At 59.5% G+C, this 18,582-nt stretch carries 19 protein-coding genes; 13 read left to right on the top strand and 6 right to left on the bottom strand.

What is annotated here, in order from left to right; genetic code table 11:
- Positions 1-65: 65 nt before the first annotated feature.
- The 4 genes from EA462_RS16430 to EA462_RS16415 are packed head-to-tail and all read left to right on the top strand — an operon-like array spanning position 66 to position 4,132.
- Positions 66-425, top strand: coding sequence for a response regulator (locus EA462_RS16430; protein WP_124179661.1), 360 nt, complete (start codon positions 66-68; stop codon positions 423-425).
- Positions 425-1,480 carry a chemotaxis-specific protein-glutamate methyltransferase CheB gene (gene cheB, locus EA462_RS16425; RefSeq protein ID WP_124179660.1) on the top strand — a complete coding sequence of 352 codons (1,056 nt, stop codon included), beginning with the start codon at positions 425-427 and terminating at the stop codon, positions 1,478-1,480. The genes EA462_RS16430 and cheB overlap by 1 nt, the downstream gene beginning before the upstream one ends.
- Positions 1,468-3,498: a chemotaxis protein CheA gene (cheA, locus tag EA462_RS16420; protein WP_124179659.1), complete on the top strand. Its 2,031-nt coding sequence runs from the start codon at positions 1,468-1,470 to the stop codon at positions 3,496-3,498. Before cheB ends, cheA begins: the two co-directional genes overlap by 13 nt.
- A 1-nt stretch (position 3,499) precedes the next feature.
- Positions 3,500-4,132 (top strand): chemotaxis protein CheD, encoded by a 633-nt coding sequence (locus EA462_RS16415; RefSeq protein ID WP_124179658.1) that lies wholly within the window; start codon positions 3,500-3,502, stop codon positions 4,130-4,132.
- Between the two features lie 97 nt (positions 4,133-4,229).
- Here the strand turns inward: EA462_RS16415 and EA462_RS16410 are convergent, their stop codons facing one another.
- The 3 genes from EA462_RS16410 to EA462_RS16400 form a co-directional block, all read right to left on the bottom strand.
- Entirely contained in the window at positions 4,230-4,859 is a 630-nt protein-coding gene (locus tag EA462_RS16410) for a hypothetical protein (protein WP_124179657.1), read from the bottom strand.
- Between the two features lies 1 nt (position 4,860).
- Positions 4,861-5,571 carry an RAD55 family ATPase gene (locus EA462_RS16405; protein WP_124179656.1) on the bottom strand — a complete coding sequence of 237 codons (711 nt, stop codon included), beginning with the start codon at positions 5,569-5,571 and terminating at the stop codon, positions 4,861-4,863.
- Between the two features lie 116 nt (positions 5,572-5,687).
- Entirely contained in the window at positions 5,688-8,414 is a 2,727-nt protein-coding gene (locus EA462_RS16400) for a hypothetical protein (protein ID WP_124179655.1), read from the bottom strand.
- A 315-nt stretch (positions 8,415-8,729) separates the two neighbouring features.
- Here EA462_RS16400 and EA462_RS16395 point away from each other — a divergent pair, with 315 nt between their 5' ends.
- From EA462_RS16395 to EA462_RS16385, 3 genes are all read left to right on the top strand, one after another.
- The gene (locus EA462_RS16395) at positions 8,730-9,314 is read left to right on the top strand and encodes a hypothetical protein (protein WP_124179654.1); all 585 of its coding nucleotides are present in this window, start codon (positions 8,730-8,732) and stop codon (positions 9,312-9,314) included.
- 150 nt (positions 9,315-9,464) lie between these two features.
- Complete coding sequence (locus EA462_RS16390) at positions 9,465-10,727, top strand: HEAT repeat domain-containing protein (protein ID WP_124179653.1); 1,263 nt, start codon at positions 9,465-9,467, stop codon at positions 10,725-10,727.
- Positions 10,724-11,587 (top strand): CheF family chemotaxis protein, encoded by an 864-nt coding sequence (locus tag EA462_RS16385; RefSeq protein WP_124179652.1) that lies wholly within the window; start codon positions 10,724-10,726, stop codon positions 11,585-11,587. Before EA462_RS16390 ends, EA462_RS16385 begins: the two co-directional genes overlap by 4 nt.
- 48 nt (positions 11,588-11,635) lie before the next feature.
- Here EA462_RS16385 and EA462_RS16380 read toward each other — a convergent pair whose 3' ends face one another.
- The 3 genes from EA462_RS16380 to EA462_RS16370 form a co-directional block, all read right to left on the bottom strand.
- Positions 11,636-11,830, bottom strand: a complete 195-nt coding sequence (locus EA462_RS16380; RefSeq protein ID WP_124179651.1) for a hypothetical protein — start codon at positions 11,828-11,830, stop codon at positions 11,636-11,638.
- Positions 11,831-11,934: 104 nt separating this feature from the next.
- Complete coding sequence (locus EA462_RS16375) at positions 11,935-12,213, bottom strand: DUF7521 family protein (RefSeq protein ID WP_124179650.1); 279 nt, start codon at positions 12,211-12,213, stop codon at positions 11,935-11,937.
- A gap of 1 nt (position 12,214) precedes the next feature.
- Positions 12,215-12,574 (bottom strand): helix-turn-helix domain-containing protein, encoded by a 360-nt coding sequence (locus EA462_RS16370; RefSeq protein WP_124179649.1) that lies wholly within the window; start codon positions 12,572-12,574, stop codon positions 12,215-12,217.
- Positions 12,575-12,903: 329 nt separating this feature from the next.
- On the opposite strand from EA462_RS16370, the gene EA462_RS16365 reads away from it, so the two are divergent.
- From EA462_RS16365 to flaJ, 6 genes are all read left to right on the top strand, one after another.
- A complete protein-coding gene (locus EA462_RS16365; protein ID WP_124179648.1) occupies positions 12,904-13,470 on the top strand; it encodes an archaellin/type IV pilin N-terminal domain-containing protein in 567 nt (188 codons plus the stop codon).
- A gap of 2 nt (positions 13,471-13,472) precedes the next feature.
- Entirely contained in the window at positions 13,473-14,120 is a 648-nt protein-coding gene (locus EA462_RS16360) for an archaellin/type IV pilin N-terminal domain-containing protein (protein WP_124179647.1), read from the top strand.
- A 173-nt stretch (positions 14,121-14,293) separates the two neighbouring features.
- On the top strand, positions 14,294-14,791 hold the full coding sequence (locus EA462_RS16355) for a flagellin (protein ID WP_124179646.1): 498 nt from the start codon (positions 14,294-14,296) through the stop codon (positions 14,789-14,791).
- The gene (locus tag EA462_RS16350) at positions 14,792-15,280 is read left to right on the top strand and encodes a flagellin (RefSeq protein ID WP_124179645.1); all 489 of its coding nucleotides are present in this window, start codon (positions 14,792-14,794) and stop codon (positions 15,278-15,280) included. It abuts the gene before it with no gap.
- 13 nt (positions 15,281-15,293) lie between these two features.
- The gene (locus EA462_RS16345) at positions 15,294-16,568 is read left to right on the top strand and encodes a FlaD/FlaE family flagellar protein (protein WP_124179644.1); all 1,275 of its coding nucleotides are present in this window, start codon (positions 15,294-15,296) and stop codon (positions 16,566-16,568) included.
- A 267-nt stretch (positions 16,569-16,835) separates the two neighbouring features.
- On the top strand, positions 16,836-18,563 hold the full coding sequence (gene flaJ, locus EA462_RS16340) for an archaellar assembly protein FlaJ (protein ID WP_124179643.1): 1,728 nt from the start codon (positions 16,836-16,838) through the stop codon (positions 18,561-18,563).
- The last annotated feature ends 19 nt before the right edge of the window (positions 18,564-18,582 follow it).

The raw sequence follows: 18,582 nt of genomic DNA, 5'->3' as shown, positions 1-18,582 counted from the left end.
AGAATCGCTTTCGACGGTTCACAATGGCCGAATTCTTTATGCGCCGTACATCACAATCGTGACCTATGGCAGTGAACGTCTTGATCGTCGATACCTCCGAAGCCGTCCGTGACGTTCTTCGGGAGGCGATCTCCGCCGAGTTTCACGTCGTTGCCGAGGCCGAAGACGGCGTCGAGGCTATCGAGATAGCCGAAACAACCGACCTCGACGTCGTTATCATGGATATCGTGATGCCGGGGGTCGACGGTATCGAAGCCACTGCCAAGATCAAAGCGCTCCATCCGGACGTGAGCGTAATCTTCTGTACGAGTTCGACACAACAGGAAACGATGAAATCCGCAATCGAAGCCGGCGGCGACGGCTACATTACGAAGCCCTTCGAGCATAGCACCATTCAGGACGCGGTCGAAGACGTCCTCCCCTGATGGTTCGGGCCGTAATCGCGGATGACTCTGCCGTCATGCGTGAAACCCTGGGAAAGATCCTCGAGGACGGTGGTATCGATGTCGTCGGCCGAGCGAAAAACGGGGTCGAAGCGATCGAGATGATCGCGCAGATGGAACCGGACGTTGCGACGATCGACATCCAGATGCCGGGGCTCACCGGCCACGAGGTAATCGACCGCGTGATGGCCGAGAATCCGACGCCGATGCTGGTCATCAGCTCCCAGACGACCAGAAACGCCGATGCGACGTTCGAAGCGCTCGAGGCGGGGGCGGTCGACTTTATCGCGAAACCCTCGGGTGACAACTCGGTCGACATCTGGAGTCAACAGGATCAGATCGTCGATCGCGTGCGTGCGGTTGCCGACGCCGACGTCTCGGGGATCGACGCCGATCCAGGGCGCTCGGAGCGTCACACGCAGCCGACTGTCGACGCTGAAGACGAGTTTCCGAACGATCCGACGCTCGTCATCGGCGCGTCGACTGGCGGCCCACGGGTCGTCGAGCGAGTGTTATCGGACCTCCCCGAACGAGCAGAATTTCGAATTCTGGTGGTACAACACATGGCTGATCACTACACGAAACGGTTTGCAAAGCGCCTCGACGAACGAACTGCATACGAGATCCGGGAAGCCACCGACGGCGATACGATCGGTCCCGGCGAAGGTGTCCTGGCGAAGGGCGGATACCATCTCGACGTGACACGTGCGTCGGGTGGTCGGATCACCGTTGCTAACGACGACGGCCCCAAACGACACAACGTTCGACCTGCAATCGACGTCACGATGGAAGCCACAGCGCGGCGAGTCTCCGGCAACCTCGTCGGCGTCATTCTGACCGGGATGGGGGCCGACGGCGCGGCCGGACTCGAGTCGATCAAGGAGGCAGGTGGGAAGGCCATCGTTCAGGACGAAGCGACGTCGCGGGTCTACGGGATGCCGAAAGTCGCTGCAAACCGCGTCGACGTCGACATGGTTCTTCCGGGAGAGCGGATCGCTGAGGGGATAACTAACGCCTTCAAGGGGTGGTCGGCGTGAGCGACGTGACGAGCACGTTCGTCCAGGAGAGCCAGGAAGACATCCAGAAGTTAAACAACGCGCTGTTGGATCTCGAGAACGCAGCCGATCCCGAGAACTCGGACGCCATCGAGACGGTGTTCCGGGTCGCGCACAACCTCAAAGGGAACTTCGGCGTGATGGGTTACACCGACGCGAGTAATATCGCTCACGCCGTCGAGGATCTCCTCGATTGCATTCGGAGCGGCGAACTCTCGGTGACCGGCGATCGAATGGACCTGATCTTTAGCGGAGTCGACCTCCTCGATCAGATGGTCCGGGAAATCTCCGAGAACGGCGACACGGAAACGGATCCCGAGGAGACGATCGAGGAAATTCGGGCTTCGATCGAGGGCGAACGCAACGGAGATGCGGATGGTGACGGTGTCGACACCGATGGCTCGAGCGCCGGTTCGTCGCCTCCGAGTACCGGTGGGGACGTTCCGATCGACGCACTCGCCGCCGATCTCGATGCCGGCTTCGACGACGACGGAGAACTCTATCGAACCACCGTCGAACTCGAAGCGACGGGATCCGAACACGTCGATGCCATGTTCGCCATCGACGCGATCGGTGACGAATACGAGCTGATCCGCCTCGAACCCGACAACGAAACGATCGAATCGGGCGAGTTCGACGCCGAGTTCGACGCGTACGTCCTGACGGATTCGGACGTCTCGAGCGAGGACGTCTCGGAATTTTACGACGGCAACCGGTACGTCGTCGACAGTTCGGTCAGTGCCGTTACCGATGCGGTCGCCGCCAGTCTGGCCGGATCGTCTGACGATGCGGACGAATCGGCTGCCGGCTCCGAATCGGACGCTGGCGGATCCGATTCGGGCTTTTCTCACGACAGCCAAGAGGTGGAGTCCATCAGGGTCGACGTCGAACAGGTCGACCAGCTCTACAACCAGGTCGAAGAGATGGTGACGAGCCGGATCAAACTCCGGAAGATCATCGAGGAAAACGATCTGGTCGAGGCCGAAGACGAACTCGAGGAACACGGGAAAATCACGGCGAGCTTACAGGACACCGTGCTCGAGATCCGGCTCGTCCCGCTGAAGAAGATCGTCGGGAACTTCCCACGGGTCGTCCGCGACCTCTCTCGAAAGCAAGAAAAGGAGATCGACTTCGAGATGACCGGCGTCGACATCGAGATGGACCGTTCGATCCTGAACGAACTCGGTGATCCGCTGATGCATCTCATTCGAAACGCGGTTGATCACGGAATCGGGTCTCCCGACGAGCGTGAACAGAAGGGCAAACCACGTCAGGGCTCGATCAAACTGATCGGTGAGCGCGACCGCGACCGTGTGTCCGTTACGGTTCAGGACGACGGTCGCGGACTCGACGTCGAAGAGATCCGCGAGAAAGCGATCGATCAGGGGGTCATCACCGAAGAAGAAGGCCGCGTCCTCGAGGATTCGGAGGTGTATGACCTCATCTTCCACCCGGGCTTTTCGACGACGGACGAGGTGACGGAAGTCAGCGGTCGCGGGGTCGGAATGGACGTCGTCAACCAGGTCGTCCGCGGAGTCGACGGCTCGATCAACGTCGAGAGCGAACCCGGTGCCGGAACCAGCGTCACGTTGATGCTGCCGGTCAGCGTCGCCATCGTTCGCGTCCTGTTCGTCACGGTTGGCGATGAAACGTACGGCGTCCCGATCAAGAACATCGACGAGATTTCCGAACTCGAAGACGTTACCCTCGAGTCGGTCGAGGGCCGGTCGACCGTCACTCACGACGAGCGCGTGTACCCACTGTTACCGCTGAGTGAGCGACTCGACGTTCCGGGCGTTTCGCCGTCCGAGGACGATATGATCGTCCGAATCAAAAACTCCGTCCGACAGGTCTGCCTGCGATGTTCGGACGTCGTTGGTCAGGAGGAAGTCGTGATCAAACCCTTCGAGGGTGTCCTGAGCGGTGCCCCAGGTATCAGTGGAGCGTCGGTGCTTGGCGAAGGGGAGGTCGTGATGATCCTCGACGTGGATACGCTCTAAGATGACGGGTTCGGAGGATCGACGCGACGGATCCGATCGCTCGACCTCGTTCGACCCCTCCGATCTTCCGATCCACGATGACACGGATAGCGATTCCCGATCGACGACTTCCGAGCAAAAGACTGGACTGTCGTCATCGGCCAGACGCGTCTCCACGAACGCGATACCGGTCACGATCGCGGATTACGCGGTTACCGACGCCGACGTCCCGCTGAAAACGAGCGGACTCGGCTCGTGTATCGGCGTCGCTATCCACGACGAGGAGGCCTTCGTCAGCGGGTTGTTACACTTCATGCTCCCGAAGGCGTCGCAGGCTCACAGCGGCCCCCACCCCGAAGCGAAGTTTGCCGATACGGGGATCGAAGCTATGCTCTCCGAGTTTCGGGACCTCGGCGGTGATCCCACCCGTTCCTGGGCGAAGGGTGCCGGTGGCGCGACGATGATCGTCTTCGAGAAAACGAAACCCTCTATCGGTGAGCGAAACGCCGATGCGCTCCGTCGGGAACTCGAGACGCACGATGTATCGATCGTCGGGACAGACTTCGGTGGGAATCACGGGCGCTCGCTCGAGTTCGTCCCGGGGAGGGGAACGCTCACGATCACGGGCGCTGACGGGACCGAACGAACCTTGTAGCGCGTTTGATCGTCGTTATTTGATCGAAACCGACGATTTTAATCGTTATCGACGATTTTTGATCATCGGCTCGACCGTTACTGATCGTTTCCGTCGACTAGGCTCTTTGATCGTCGTCGTTCTGGCTACCGTCGCTGTCGTTTTGGCCGGTCCCCTCGCCCCCCGTTCGGTCGTCGCCACTGACTCCGCCCGACGACGTGTCGTCGTCCTGCCGGTGAGTATCGTCAGTTTCGACTCTCTCGATCTCACGACCGAAGACGGTGCGATCCTCGCCGGATTTTGGACCTGACCCGCTGTTCATCTGATCGAGAAATGACGGTCGGCTCACTCGGTCGGTACTGTCGTCCGGAAGCGTATCGATTCCGACCAACTGGAGCGCTCCGGGAAGGCTGGTCCGTTCGTACAATTCCTCGCCGTCGAAGGCCCCGGTCGACTCTTCGTCGGGTGCCTCGATGACGATCTTCTCTTCGACCAGCGTGTCCCACACTTCTTCGTCGTCGGCGTCGCTCGTCCGTTTCGTCGCACCCGCTTCCGTTCGTCCCTTGTGGTAGGCGAGTTCGACGAAGCTCTGATCGTAGCTCGTCTCGATTACGGCTCCCAGTCGATCGAGTTCGTCCGGGTAGTTCTCGCCCAGTCGCGTTGCGACGCCGAGTGCGAACGCTCGACGGACGACTTCCTCGTGGCTGTCGATGGTCTCCCAGTCGGTGCCGAAGTGGGTGTCGTACATATCAGCTCTGGACCTTCTCGTTCGGATCGACCTGCAGTCCACGGTCGGTGAACTCGACTTTGCGGATGTCACAGTCGATCTGCGTCCCGCGCATCTTGATGATCTGTACGCCGCGAGTCATGCCACCGGCCTCGAGGTAGTTGTGCATGAAGATCACGCCGTGAGCCAGGTAGTGGCCGTCGGAGTACGACGTGGGGTCGGTCATCTCCGAGATCAAAAGTACCGTTGCATCTGCACGTTTGAGCTTCGTCAGGAACTTGATGAGCGTGTCGAGTTCGTCCGAAAAGTAGTACTCCAGAAGCATCGTCGAGTCGATGACGAGCCGATCGACGCCTTTGGATTCGATGAACGCGACCAGCTGATTGGCGAGGTTTTCGACGCTCGTGGGAAACTCTCCGCTGTTTCGTGATGCGGGCGCAAGAAGCCGTTGGGCCTCGTTTTCGAACGCGTTCAACACCTTGACGTGACCCGAGTTGACGGCCTGATCGAAGCCGAACTCGTAGTTACCCATGTCGGAGACGAGTTCCTCTTCGGTCTCGTGTAACGTCAGAAACAGCGTCGTCTCCCCGTCGATCGCGCCTTTCGTGACGAACTGTGAACAAAACGTCGTCTTGCCGCTTCCCGGCGGTCCGCTGATCACGTACAACCGATCCTTCAGGATCCCGCCTCCGACTAGCGTGTCGAACCCCGAGACGCCCGTGGTAATTCGCATTGTGGAGTATCAGGGCTGTCTCGGATAAATAAATTCTGCATTTCAATCATCTAATCTATCCGCGAAAAATATCGATCGCGACCGGCGCCCCCGACTCATCTCGACTTTCGACCGAATCAACCCAGATTCGCGATCAGGATCCCGTCGGCTCGAAGGACGACGCCGATATCGCCGGAGATCTCCTGAAAGACCTCCTCGTGGGCGGTAATGTCTTCGACCCCTGCTCCGACTTTGAACTGACTGACGTTGGGCAACGATCCGAGCGCTCGCCGTTCGTCGGGATCCAACTCGAGGTCCTGTAGCAACACCGTATCGTGGGCCGTTTGACAGCGGACGCGCACCGTTGTCCGCCTCGGCAGTTCGTTCTGTACGATCAACGTCCCGGGTCCGAGCCCGACGAGTCCCTTCAACGCGGCCATGACCGCGGCTGTATCTCCGTTTCGTGCGGCGATCCCGATCGCGATGAGTTCGCGACGGATATCCGCAACCGTGGCGGATGCACGCTCTTTGACCGAGGCTGCGTCCGGCGGAAAGGCGTCCGGATCGTTCCGGTACGCGATGAGCGCGAGTACGGAGCTCACGACGCCGAGGACGCCGAGAACGAACAGATACCACGGAACGCCGCCCTCGTCCTCGTCGCCGACGTCATCGTCGGTCGGCTCCCCGTCGGCCGACTCGCCGTTCGTGTCGGAATCGTCCGTACTGGGCTCGTCGCTCGGTTCGTCCCCGTCGTCGGGATCGTCGACCCCAGCCGCTGTCACCGTCTCGCTTACGTTATCCGTGACGACCGAAAAGCTCGAGTCGTCCTCCGGCGCCTCCACCGTGGTCGTGATGACTCGTTCTTCCCACGGCTCGAGATGGACGCGGTCGATGTGGACGACGTCGTCGTCCAGCACGAACTCGACGTACTGCTCGTCGGGCTCGAGTCCGGTGTTGTTGATCGCGGCGGACAGTTCGATCTCGGAGTCCGAAGCGCCGTCACGGTCGGCTGATAACTCCGGAACGTCGAACCTCGCGTTCCGGGAACGAACCGTCGCGTTGGTCACGTCTTCGTCGTCGTCGCTGATCACGGCGACCTCGATTTTCGGTACGTCAGCATCACGCGTGCGAAACGAAAATCGCTCGATCGTTCGCTCTCCGGCCTCGAGCGAAATCGTCCTGTTGTCTCGGACGTGATGGTCCGTCGTCCCCGGATCGTCCACGCCGCGGTCGATCCGTACCCGGACGTCCTGCTCGCCGTCGATGTCCCCCGTGTTCTCGATCGCGGCGGTGGTTATCAGATCGTCGGTCACGTTGACTGGTTCGACGATCCCCTGAATATCGACGGCGAACCCGCTGCCAGCGACGAGCGGACGAGCGGTGTCTCCCGTTCCGGGACTTCGTAACTCGACGTCGACCCGAGGCGCATCACCCTGTTGGGTTTCGTACGTAAACTCCGATTCGACCCACTCGTCGCCGTCTAGTTCGATCGTCCGTTCGTCCGCGACCTCGCCGTCGACGAAGAGCTGAATGCGGTGTTCTTGCGGGCTGTCCGGAACGACGCCGGTGTATCCGACCTCACCGGTGATAACGAGATCGTCGCCTTCGTCGGGGTAGTTCCTGTCGATGATCTCGGCCGAGACGCTTTCGTTGTACGAAGCCTGGCCGATCACGTCGACGTCGGCGGTCGCCGTATCGCCGCCGTCCTGGCTCGTAAGCGTGGCCGTCACTCCCGGTGCATCGTCCTCGCTCGTCTGATAGGTGAACGTTTCCGTCGAGCTGTCGCCCGGACCGAGCGTTACCGCCTCCGTCGAGACGTGCGTGCCGTCGACACGGAACTCCACGAGAACGTCCTGTTCTCCCTCCGGATCGTTCCCGAATCGTTCGACCTCAGCTGTGATCTCGAGTTCGTCTCCCGCCGCGGGTGCGATATCGTCGGCGTCGGTGATCGTGACCAACGTCTCCGCACTGTGAATGGTGATATCGGCGGAATCGATCCCGCTGCTGGTAGCGCTGAATTTGGTGTCGGCGGTCACCTCGGCCATCTCGGCTTCTCGATCGTCCTGTTCGGTCTCGTACTCGAACTCGAGCGTCGTCGTCTCTCCCCTGTCGAGGGACAGTTCCTCGTCGACCGAACCGAGTACGTTCCCGCTCCCGTCTAGGATCTCGAGGAGTACGTCCTCCTCGTCGGTTCCGTAGCCGTCGTTCGTGATCTCTACCGGTATCGTAAGCGTCTCTCCCGCCCCGACATCGTCGATCTCGTCATCGAGTATCGAGACGTTAAAATACGCCTCGTTGGCCTCCTCGAAGATGATCTCGTCTCCATCTTCGTCTCCGACGGTCGCCGTTATTCCTTCCTCGCTGGTCTCGATGAGTCCGTCGTCGTTCACGACGAGCGTATCGTTGACGTAGCCGTCGGTGCTGACGACCAGATTTGGATCGCCAGAGATCGTCTGCACCCTGTTGTCCTCGCTTCCGGCGACGATCTGCTCACCGCTGTTGGCGTCGACCACCATCCCGTCGTCGACGATGAGCCGATCGTCTCCATCGCTTCCATCGACGCTCACGTACGGTTCCGGCGGGATCTCGTCGGCCACGCTTTCGGTAACGATGTGATCGTCCGCGAACCGGACGACGACGTATTCGTCCTCGTGGTCGTCGTCCGCAGCCGCGATGTCCGGTGCCGCGACGAATAGCCCCGCTCCGATCAGCAACACCGTGGCGACGAGTACGGCGACTCTCCGCCGGTCCAGCTCGTGACTCGATCCACCTATCGCTCCGCCCCGATTTTTACGTTCACCTCGAGTCGAACCGCTCTTCGCCGGACCTTCGACCGCGCCGGTGATCGACGCCACGCTCAGCATACCATTCGATCCCCTGACGCCGAACCGCGTTGCCGTAGTTGCTCCTTCATTGTCTCGTCGTTGGTTTCGATCGTGACCAGATGTTGTCCAGTAAGGAATCCTGTTATATGATATTGCCGGCCCGTCGATCACCACCTTTTAACAGCGATGGAGTCCCACCGTCTCCGCTTCGGTCCGTCTATCATGTCCGCTTCAGTTCGTCGACGACATTCTGTTCGATTTCTCTCCCTGATTTACTTCGATTCGTTCGTCGTCCCTCGAGTGGTTGGTGCGGCCGACGCGTTTTTCACCTACTGGTGCGACGGATCCGGTAGGATGGCAGAACCCGGGAACACGAAGCGAGGGGCGCAACTAACTCGGAGGCGGGCACTCGCGGTCGCGGGCACTGTCTCGCTCGGGACGACGGCAGGCTGTCTCGATTCGATCCAGAGCATCGGTGGGAGTCGAACCGAAATCGAACCCACCGAGCCGGACGACGGCACTGACTCCGAGGACGATGGCAACCACGTGCCCACCTACGGCGAATTTTACTACCATCTCGAGGACGCTGGGATCACCGTCGACGAACTCTACCACGACACCGACGACGACGATCTGATCCTGTTCTACGAATCGGATGCGGAGACGCGAGACGAGTCCGACGACGAGATCGCCCAGATCTACGTCCTCTTTCGGGACGAACTCGTTGCCCGCGGCTCGGACGTCAGTCACATGTACACGGAAGTGACCGACGGATTCGACGAACAGGTCGATGGGTGGGGCGTCAATTCGGAGTGGGCCGAGGACGACCTCGCCGGTGATGCGGGGCCGATCGACGTGTGGAACGCCATCGTGGATACGATGGTGTACGAGGGCGACTCCGATCGATACGACCTTCCCGAGGACAGTACTGATCAGTGAGATGACCTGGCTACTCCCGAGTGATGAGCCCCGATCCGTACACCGAACGCAACCGCGGCGACTGTCGGACGGGACAGTTATATATTCCTTTCACGCTATGTCCGAATCGAACGCGGGGGGAGAGGACGGTAGTCAGGTGATCTCGCACGAATGACGCTATTTAAACTCGAACGAAATGCGGAATTCGAGAAGCTCATCACGCATCTCGAAGAGAGTTCGAACCCCGATATTCGAAAGCGCTCGGCCGAGATTCTCGGCAGTCTCGAGTCGGAGACCGGTGGGACCAATCTCTCTCACGACGAGGTCGTCGACGCCCTCGTCGAGGCATCGAAAGCCGACGACGACGGGCGAGTCCGGGCGGCGGCCATCGATGCGCTGGACCAGTACGGCCAGGATGCCCTAGAGCAGTTTATCGGTGAACTCTCCGAACAGGATATCGACGACGTCGCCGAGTGGAAGAAAGCACAGATACTCGCACGTGGGTTGAACGCAGAGCAGGCGGAACTCCGGATGGCAGCCGCCACCGGTCTGGGGAGGATCGGTGAGGATAACGTGTTGAATCAACTGGTCGCTCGGCTCGAAGATCCCGATTCACGGGTTAGGAAACGAGTTGCACGCGCGCTCGCGCGCGTAGAATCACCGGAGTGTGTTCCGGCACTCTCGCGAAACCTCCACGAGGATCAGTACGACGTTCGCGTCGAAGTCGCCTACGCGCTCGCGGATATCGGAACGCAAAACGCGCTGGCCGAACTGGTCGAGATTGCAGACGACGATGACGAAGTGTTGCGCCGAATCGCCGTCGACGCGCTGGGACGACTCGGCAGCGTCGAGGCCGTCGAGATACTCGCGGGCGCACTGAGTGACGAGACGGAGATGGTCCGTCGGACCGCGATGTTCTCGCTCGTTCAACTGCTTTCGGAAGCGCCACCGAACGCGAGCCACCAGGTCCGTGAAAAGATCGTCGACGAACTCGAGGAGGCGAACGAACGCGATTCCGTCCAGCCGCTGATCGAGATTCTGGGTCGAAGCACGGAGACGGCACAGCGACGAAACGCTGCCTGGTTGCTCGGACGCATCGCCGATGACGCGTTCCGAACCGAAGCCCAGGACGCGTTGATCGAGACGCTTGCCGACGACGACGAGATGACGTCGAAGTTCGCGGCGACGAGTCTGGCGTTGCTCGACGGCGACGGTCTCGAACAACGGCTGATCAAACTCGTCGAAACGGATACCAAAGACGAAGAGATGCGCGTCAAGGCGCTGTTCGTCCTCGGCAAGATCGGCGGAGATCGGTCGCGGAAACGACTCTCGAAGTTCGTCGAGCGAACCGAGAGCGATCGTCTCAGAAAGCGCGGGTTCTCCGCGCTCTCGAAACTGGGGGGGATGGAGATGCCGAGCGGTGATCTCGCATGAGCAAGTCAGAGCAAAAACTCGCGGACGTGACCGGTAAGTTCACCCAGGTCGTTCGTGAGGGACGAAAGCTGTCGGATACGAACTGGTCGAACGGTCGCATCGTGCTTTCGAACAAGCGAATGGTAATCGTCAGTGGCGATGGGAAGACGACGATTCCGTTGTCAAAGGTCCAGTCGATTCGTGGCCGGTACGACGTCAATCAGACGATCGCGAAGGTTTCGAACTACATCAGCATCAACTACGGCCAAAACGTCTATCTCATCTCGATGGAGGAGGTCAGCTCGTTCGAACTCGAGTTACAGAAGGCGATCCTCGACGGTGAGATCGTTCTGATCAAACACCCTGCGGTCAAAGGCGGTGTCGTTCAGGATGCCTCCTGGACCAAAGCCAGAGTCAAGATCAACGACGGCGTTGCGAACTTCGCCGTCGAAAACGGCAAGCTCGTTCAGATCGAGGTCGACGACGTCGGAACGGTCGAGAGCGACGAACGAACGATACGATCCTCGGAGCGGCCGGTGGTCGAGGCCGAACACACGGAGAACGGCTCGAGCGTCCAGACCTACCTCTCCGGATCCCCCCAGAACTGTGCGGTCTTGAAATCCGTCCTCGATCGCGGGGCCGAGAAGAACGCCTCCCAGATCGACCTCTCCGGGAAAGAAGAGGAGGTGTTGATGGCGATCTACTCGGGCGTGTCCCCCTTCGAGGTCCCCGAGTTCCTCGACATCGATACGGACGACGTCGAGGAGATTTACGAGCGACTGATTGAACTCGACGTCCTAGAGGAGATCCGCGTCCGCCGTGAGGTCGCACTGAAGCCCCGCGGACGGAACATCGCGAGCGAAGCAATGAACAACAAGTGATCGTCGATCTCTGACAGCTCTCGGACGAAAATACGCACCGACGGCGCTCTACTCGCTTTTCAGGTAGCTCACGTCGCGCTCGAGTTCGTACCCCTTCGGTACGCCGACCTTCTTGAGACAGTCGTCACACAGCGGCTTGGCGTACGACCGATTGTTCTCCTTGCCCAGAACGTTGACGTCGTCCAGTGAGGTCACTTCGTCACAGCGTGCACACTCGATTTTGGTCCCGTCGATGATGTCCATATCGGCATATCGGGGTGAGCGTAAAATAAGCTTCCCGGCCATCGATTCGGGACCGACCGACTGCGGTTCGGTTTCGACGTCGACTGTGAACGGCGAGGCGGATGTCACTCGGCGTACAGGCTCAAAATCACCGCGACGAAACCGAGCGTCGTGACGAAGTAGTTGACCGTCAGCAGCGTCCGCGGGTGCTGGAATCCGCTCACGAAGGCGCTGATAGTGGTCGCGGAGGCGGCGGCGACGATCAGCGTAAACCCGATCGAGAGGTAGATCATCGACGTTCGCTGCGTCTCTGCGTACGCCTGGACGGCCATTCCGGCCATCACGAGACCCGACGTGATCAACGTGACGCTGAAGACGGCGTACAGTATTTCCACGGGTTCCATCTCAATCATCCCCGCCGACGCTTCGACTGAGGTCCTCCCAGACGCTACTGAGGGGCTGGTCGGTCCGCTCGCGCTCTTTCGATTCGATCTCTATGGAATCGTCCTCGAAGCGTATCACGATCTCCTCGACGTTGCGGTGATAGAGCGTCTGGCTCTGGCCAGTCTCTCCGAACCCGCTCACGTCTTCGTCGTCCTCGAGGAGGCCGAGTTCGTTGAGCGTCTCGACGCGCCGATAACTCGTCGTCACGGGTATCTCGAGTTCGTCGCTCAGTTCCTGGGCCGACTTTGGTTCGTCGGCCGAACGCAGAATGTCGGGGCTGTATTTTTTACCCAGGCTTCCCAGTACCTCGGTCGGATCCATGTCCGCGTAGAGAACCCGGAGGCACTAAACCGTACTGACCGCCTACTCCGCTGATTCGGCCCGTTTTCACTCGTGAAAACGACTCGAGGGTTCATCGGTAATATATATTCTGGCCGAATGATGTATCGACAGAATCTGATCGTGGATCGATTGGGGGGTGGTCCGGTAGTCACCCGCATACGCACGCGAGGCGTTCAGATTAGGCGCCCCCTCGAGACGAGTAGACCGTCCGAAACTCCGTTCCCATACTTGAAAATACTGGCTCAGGTTTAATAACGGGTAATTTAGAGTATAGGACGAGCCCGCAACGCGGGTGTAACCCCTAACACATGTTCGAAGATAATGAAAACCGCGGTCAGGTGGGGATCGGCACGCTCATCGTGTTCATCGCGATGGTGCTGGTCGCCGCGATCGCCGCAGGTGTACTAATCAACACCGCTGGCGTGCTGCAGACGCAGGCAGAAGCCACCGGTGAGGAATCGACGCAGCAAGTGAGTGATCGACTCGACATCGTGAGTTCGTCGGGGAACGTCACTGAGACACAGACCATCGATAACGTGACGTTCACGATGGCGATGGCGCCTGGCTCGGATCCGATCGCTCTCAATCAGACGACAGCGCAACTCATCGGTAGTGCTGGCGAAGAGACGATGTCGCTTCAGCACGACAACATCTCGATCAGTAACATTCAGGGCATAGCGGATGAGGAAAACCCCGTTCTGACGAGTAATAGCGATCGCGCCGAAGTTACCTTCCAGCTCAATGAAGTATACGAAGAGTTGGATGAGGGTGATCGGTTAACAGTGAGCTTCACGACGGCCGCAGGCGCGACGACGCAGACGGAGCTCCGAGTTCCGACTACGATTACATCTGATGACGATTCGGTGAGGCTATAACAATGTTCGTAGATGAATCCACTGACCGCGGTCAGGTGGGAATCGGTACGCTCATCGTGTTCATCGCGATGGTGCTGGTCGCTGCGATCGCGGCTGGAGTTCTCATCAACACGGCTGGCTTCTTGCAAACGCAAGCAGAAGCGACCGGTGAAGAGAGCACGGATCTGGTGTCCGAGCGGATCGACGTCGTGAGTGAGGTCGGTATCGTTGAAGATAGTGAGGACCCGTCGAACCTCAGTTCGATTAACCTCACTGTAACTGGAGCAGCGGGGGCATCAGATATTGATCTCAATCAGACCATCATCCAGGCTGTCGGTCCCAACGGGCAGGCAAATCTGGTGCTGAACGAGTCCGTTGACGATGGTGATCCAGCTAATGCAACCGAACTCAATGAAACCTTCGCCGTCATAAATGAGTCGAACCAGTACGTCGACTCTGACAGTGCAGTTCTCGGCGACGAAAACAACGAGTTCACGATCATCCTGAACCCAGAAGCAACGCCGTTTGGTGATTCAGATGATCCTGCTGTGACCTTCGGACAGGGTGACGAGTCGTCGCTGGCTATCGTTTCACCCTCCGGTGCAACCACTGAAGTCGAACTGCGCGCACCGGACCTCTTCACCGACGAAGGTGAAGCGGTTCGACTGTAACCCCGACGACGACCCTTTATATTATTTCAACGGTGAGCCCCTGAGAGAGATCGTTCTTCGGAGTTCGCTGTATCGGTTTACTCGAACCCCCTCGACTGTGATACTACCTGTCATGCGTGGACTCTCGTGGCCGGCACGCTTTTGAGCGTCCCATCCCTCATCTCGACTCGAGAATGGGGTTCAGTACGAGCGGCGCTGTTCTGGTCATACTCATCGGCGTTCTCGTGGCCATGAGCGTCATCGTCCCCACGGTATTCAACGTCGGTGCCGCGACCGGCGAGGCGTTTTCCACCCAGAGCGAACAGCTCAGGGATCAACAGAACACGGCGATCACGATCGAGTCGTTCGAGAACGTCACCGACACGGACGCGGAGGCGAACGCAACCGTCAACGTCACGAACGCGGGCGCATCGTCGCTGTCCGTCGGCAAAACCGACGTGGTCGTCAACGGAGAGTACTACCCGGTCCACGGGAGCGACGCCGAGACGACGATTGTCGACGGCGAGACCGATCGCCCGAGCAGCGATATCTGGTCGTCCGGCTCTCACCTCGAAGTCGAGATTCACGACGACGACCTCGACACGGTGATCACGGGCGACGGCGACCGCGTCCGGATCACGACCGAGCACGGGATCGCTGACGCGGCGACGATCACGGAGGCGGGAGCGTAGATGGCGAGCGTTTCGGCCGCTCACATGATCATGTTCATCGGAAGTCTGGTGCTCGCATCTGCCGTCGCCGGGACGGTGATCATGGAGGTCGGACAGGTAAGCGACTCGATCGAGACCCGCGGGACGTCGGTCGCAGACGAGATCGAAACCGAAATCGCGATCATCAGCGACGCCTCTCGATCCGATGCCATCGTCGACGACGACGACGTCCAAACCCTCACCGTACTGGTCAAAAACATCGGAAACGCGGAACTCGAGGCTGACTCGAGTACCGTCGATATTCTGGTCGACAGTTCGTACGTCTCGTCCGCCGACGTAACCGTCGAACGCGTCGACGTCGACAGTACTGTCTGGGAACCGGGCGGCGTTGTCGCGATCGAAATCGCGGACCAGAACGTCGACGGCGATACTGCTGTGACGGTCATCGCCAGTGGAAACGAGGACACGATTCGGTTTTACTGGGACGCCGAAGACGGGGCAGACGATTGAGACGACACTGACCATGACATTCCTACTATTCAGCGGACTCGGGGCCGACGACGAAGACGACGCCGATGACGGGGGCGACGATCTCCTCGGTGGTGGTGATGACGGCCTGTTGGGCGACGATCTCGGATTTGGCGACGACGACGGCGGATCGGACGACGACGAGCTCAATTACCGACTCGACGAGGTCGAAAAGGAGATCGATTCGCTCGGAAACAAAGTCGAAACCGTTCGCGGCGAGAACGAGAAGATCAGCGACTCGATCTCGACGGTGGAACGAAACGTCGACAAGCTCGTCGATCTCTACGAAATCGTCACCCACGGCATCAACCCGTTCGTGGGCGACCAGGAGATCGGCAACGCGTTCGAAACTGCGACCGAACAGGGTGGCTTCGGCGCGAGCGATGATCCGGCGGACGAAATCGATCCCGAAATCGCGGACGCCGAGGCGACGGATTTCCTCGCCGATGACATCGAGTCGGACGACGATATCGACGATCTCGATGAGGACCCGTTCTCCGAACTCGACGGCGAGGATGAACTCGATTCAGAACCCGACGACGAAGCTATGGACGACAAGACAGCCGAAGACGAACTCGACGACTTCCTGGCACCGGACGACGATGATCCCGACGATGACGACGCCCTCGAGGCGGATGACGATCCGCTCGGTGACGATGACGATCCGCTCGATCCCTCGACCGGGATCGAAGACGACGATCCACTCGGTGACGGGGCGGATGGCCTCACGACCGATGAGACGGCTGCCGCCGTTGCGGACGATCTCGAGGACGCGGTCAACGGCGAGATCGGTGAGCCGCCGTATCTGGTCCGCCACCCCGCCCAGAACGGAGCGGAGATAACGACGCTGCAGTGGATCGAGTTCCTGGTGGAGTCGGCCGGTATCGACGGTGCGTCTCGGACGATCGCCTACTACGAGACGGTCGGGTGGATTTCACCTCCCGTCGAGACGTACCTCCAGTCGCTGTTGAACGGGTTCGGTGACGAGTCGGTTTCGCCCGCCGACGACCTCGATACGCACTCGCCACTCGGGACGAACGCTCACAGGCGAAGCCTGAGATACATCGCGGCGATCGCGACGCCGGAACGGAATCCCGACTCACTCGAGGATGCGTCGAATACCGAACACGAGGCCGAACACACCACCGGATCAGTCGATGACCCCTCGGCTGAACCTGATACCGAATCGGCTGGTGAACCGATAGCTGATCGTGACGATAGGTTGGCTGGCGGATTCGAAGACGGTGTTGATAACGGACGAGTTGAGTGAGGGCTTCCGGACCGGAGAATTTGGTGAGGGTCTCCGGACCAGAGGGCCGATACCTGGACGCGACGACCGCTACGGAGTGAATAGCCGGAAGGTTTGTATGGTGTGCCTCGAGACCTCATTCATCCGACGGGCCACTGTCTCGGGACTGGCGTAACTGAACGAACACCGGTCAGGCGGTTCGACGAACCCGTTCGATCGAGTCCGCTCGCCGGCCACGTCCGTTAGTCTGTGGCGAGTGTCGGTAACAGATAGCGTATCGCGGAAATCATGGGCATCGCTGGAAACGCGGCGACGGCGAACGAACTCGGTACGTCGATTCTTCGGGCGTACGACGAGATGGATCTCCCGGCGAGGATCTACATTCTGGGAATCGTTTTCCCGTCGCTTCTCGTCTTCATTGGGACGATCGCCGGTGGCGTGCTGTTCGACGGATTCGTTCTCGTCCGTCTCCTGTTGCCGGCGCTCGGTCTGTTGATCTTCGTCGCTGCGATCGGATATCCGCGATTAGCCGTCGATCAGCGCCGTATCGAGATGGAGAACCGATTCCACCTCTTCGTTATTCACATGACGATCCTGTCGACGACGAACATCGATCGGATGGAGGTGTTGCGACGACTTGCGGCCGAAGAGGAGTACGGCGATCTGGCTGCCGAGATTCAACGCGTCGTCGATCTGGTCGACGTCTGGCACCTGAGTCTGGGTGACGCCTGTCGTCGACGAGCCACGGACGTTCCGAGCGAATCGGTCGAAGACCTCCTGGAACGGATGGCCTACACGCTCGGTGCCGGCCAGAGCCTCGACGAGTTCCTCTTTCAGGAACAGGACGTGTTGATCGAAAAGTACTCCACGGTCTATCGACAGTCACTCGGAAACCTGGACGTCCTGAAAGACCTGTATCTCTCGTTGATCATTTCGATGACGTTCGCGCTCGTGTTCGCAATCGTCTTGCCGTTGCTGACGGGGAACGATCCGACGATCACGGCGAGTATCGTCATCGTGATGTTCATCTTCGTTCAGATCGGGTTTTTCTTCATCATCAAAGCGGTCGTTCCCGACGATCCGGTCTGGTATCTCGAGGACGGTTATCGAACCACGACCAAAAAACGATTACTCGGATCTACCGTCGCCGGGGTCGGCCTCACCGCACTCGTTATCACCTGGCTTATCCTGGCGTTCTACGATCTGGCTCCGAGTCCAACCCCGATATCGAGCAATACCCTTCCGCTCTTGCTCTACATGCCGATCGCGACGCTGCCGCTTTTGATTCCGGGATCGGTGTTCTGGTACGAGGAGCGACGCGTCGTCGACCGCGATCGGATGTTCCCCAACTTCATCCGCGCGCTCGGGACCAGCGAAAGTGCAAAGCAAAGCACGACTACCGAGGTTCTCTCGACGCTTCGGACGAAAGACTTCGGCCCGCTTTCGGACAACGTAGACGATCTCTACCGACGGCTGAACATGCGCCTGAGCACTGAAAAGTCGTGGCGGTATTTCACGGGCGATACGCACTCGTTTCTGATCCAGAAGTTCAGCGAGATGTATCTGGTCGGCAGAGACATGGGTGGCGGCCCGAAACGACTCGGGGAACTCATCAGCCAGAACATGAACGAAATCGTCAATTTGCGCGAAGAACGACGCCAGGAAACGACGACGTTGGTCGGTGTCGTCTACGGCATCACGGCCGCGTCCGCGTTTGCGTTCTTTATCGGCCTCGAGCTCGCGGTGATGCTCTCGAGTTTCGATATCAACACGGACGGCGAAGTCATCGGTGGAACGCTGATTCATACCGAACAGTACAACGTTCCGATCCTTCGATTTCTGATCGTTCTGGTGTTGATCTTCAACGCTTTCATCTCGTCGCTCGTGCTTCGGGTCGCTGACGGCGGTCACTTCGGCAATTCGTACGTTCACTTCACGGCGTTGCTCTGGATCGGCGCGGTCACGGGGACGATTACGGAACGGCTGGTCGACCTGATAATCACGGTGGATATATAGCACCCCCTGAGCCGAGCGG

The sequence above is a fragment of the Natrarchaeobius halalkaliphilus genome, from assembly GCF_003841485.1.
In the GTDB taxonomy this organism is placed as follows: Archaea; Halobacteriota; Halobacteria; order Halobacteriales; family Natrialbaceae; genus Natrarchaeobius; species Natrarchaeobius halalkaliphilus.
Note: the sequence above shows the minus strand (reverse complement) of the source record. Positions and strands in the feature narration are given on the sequence as shown.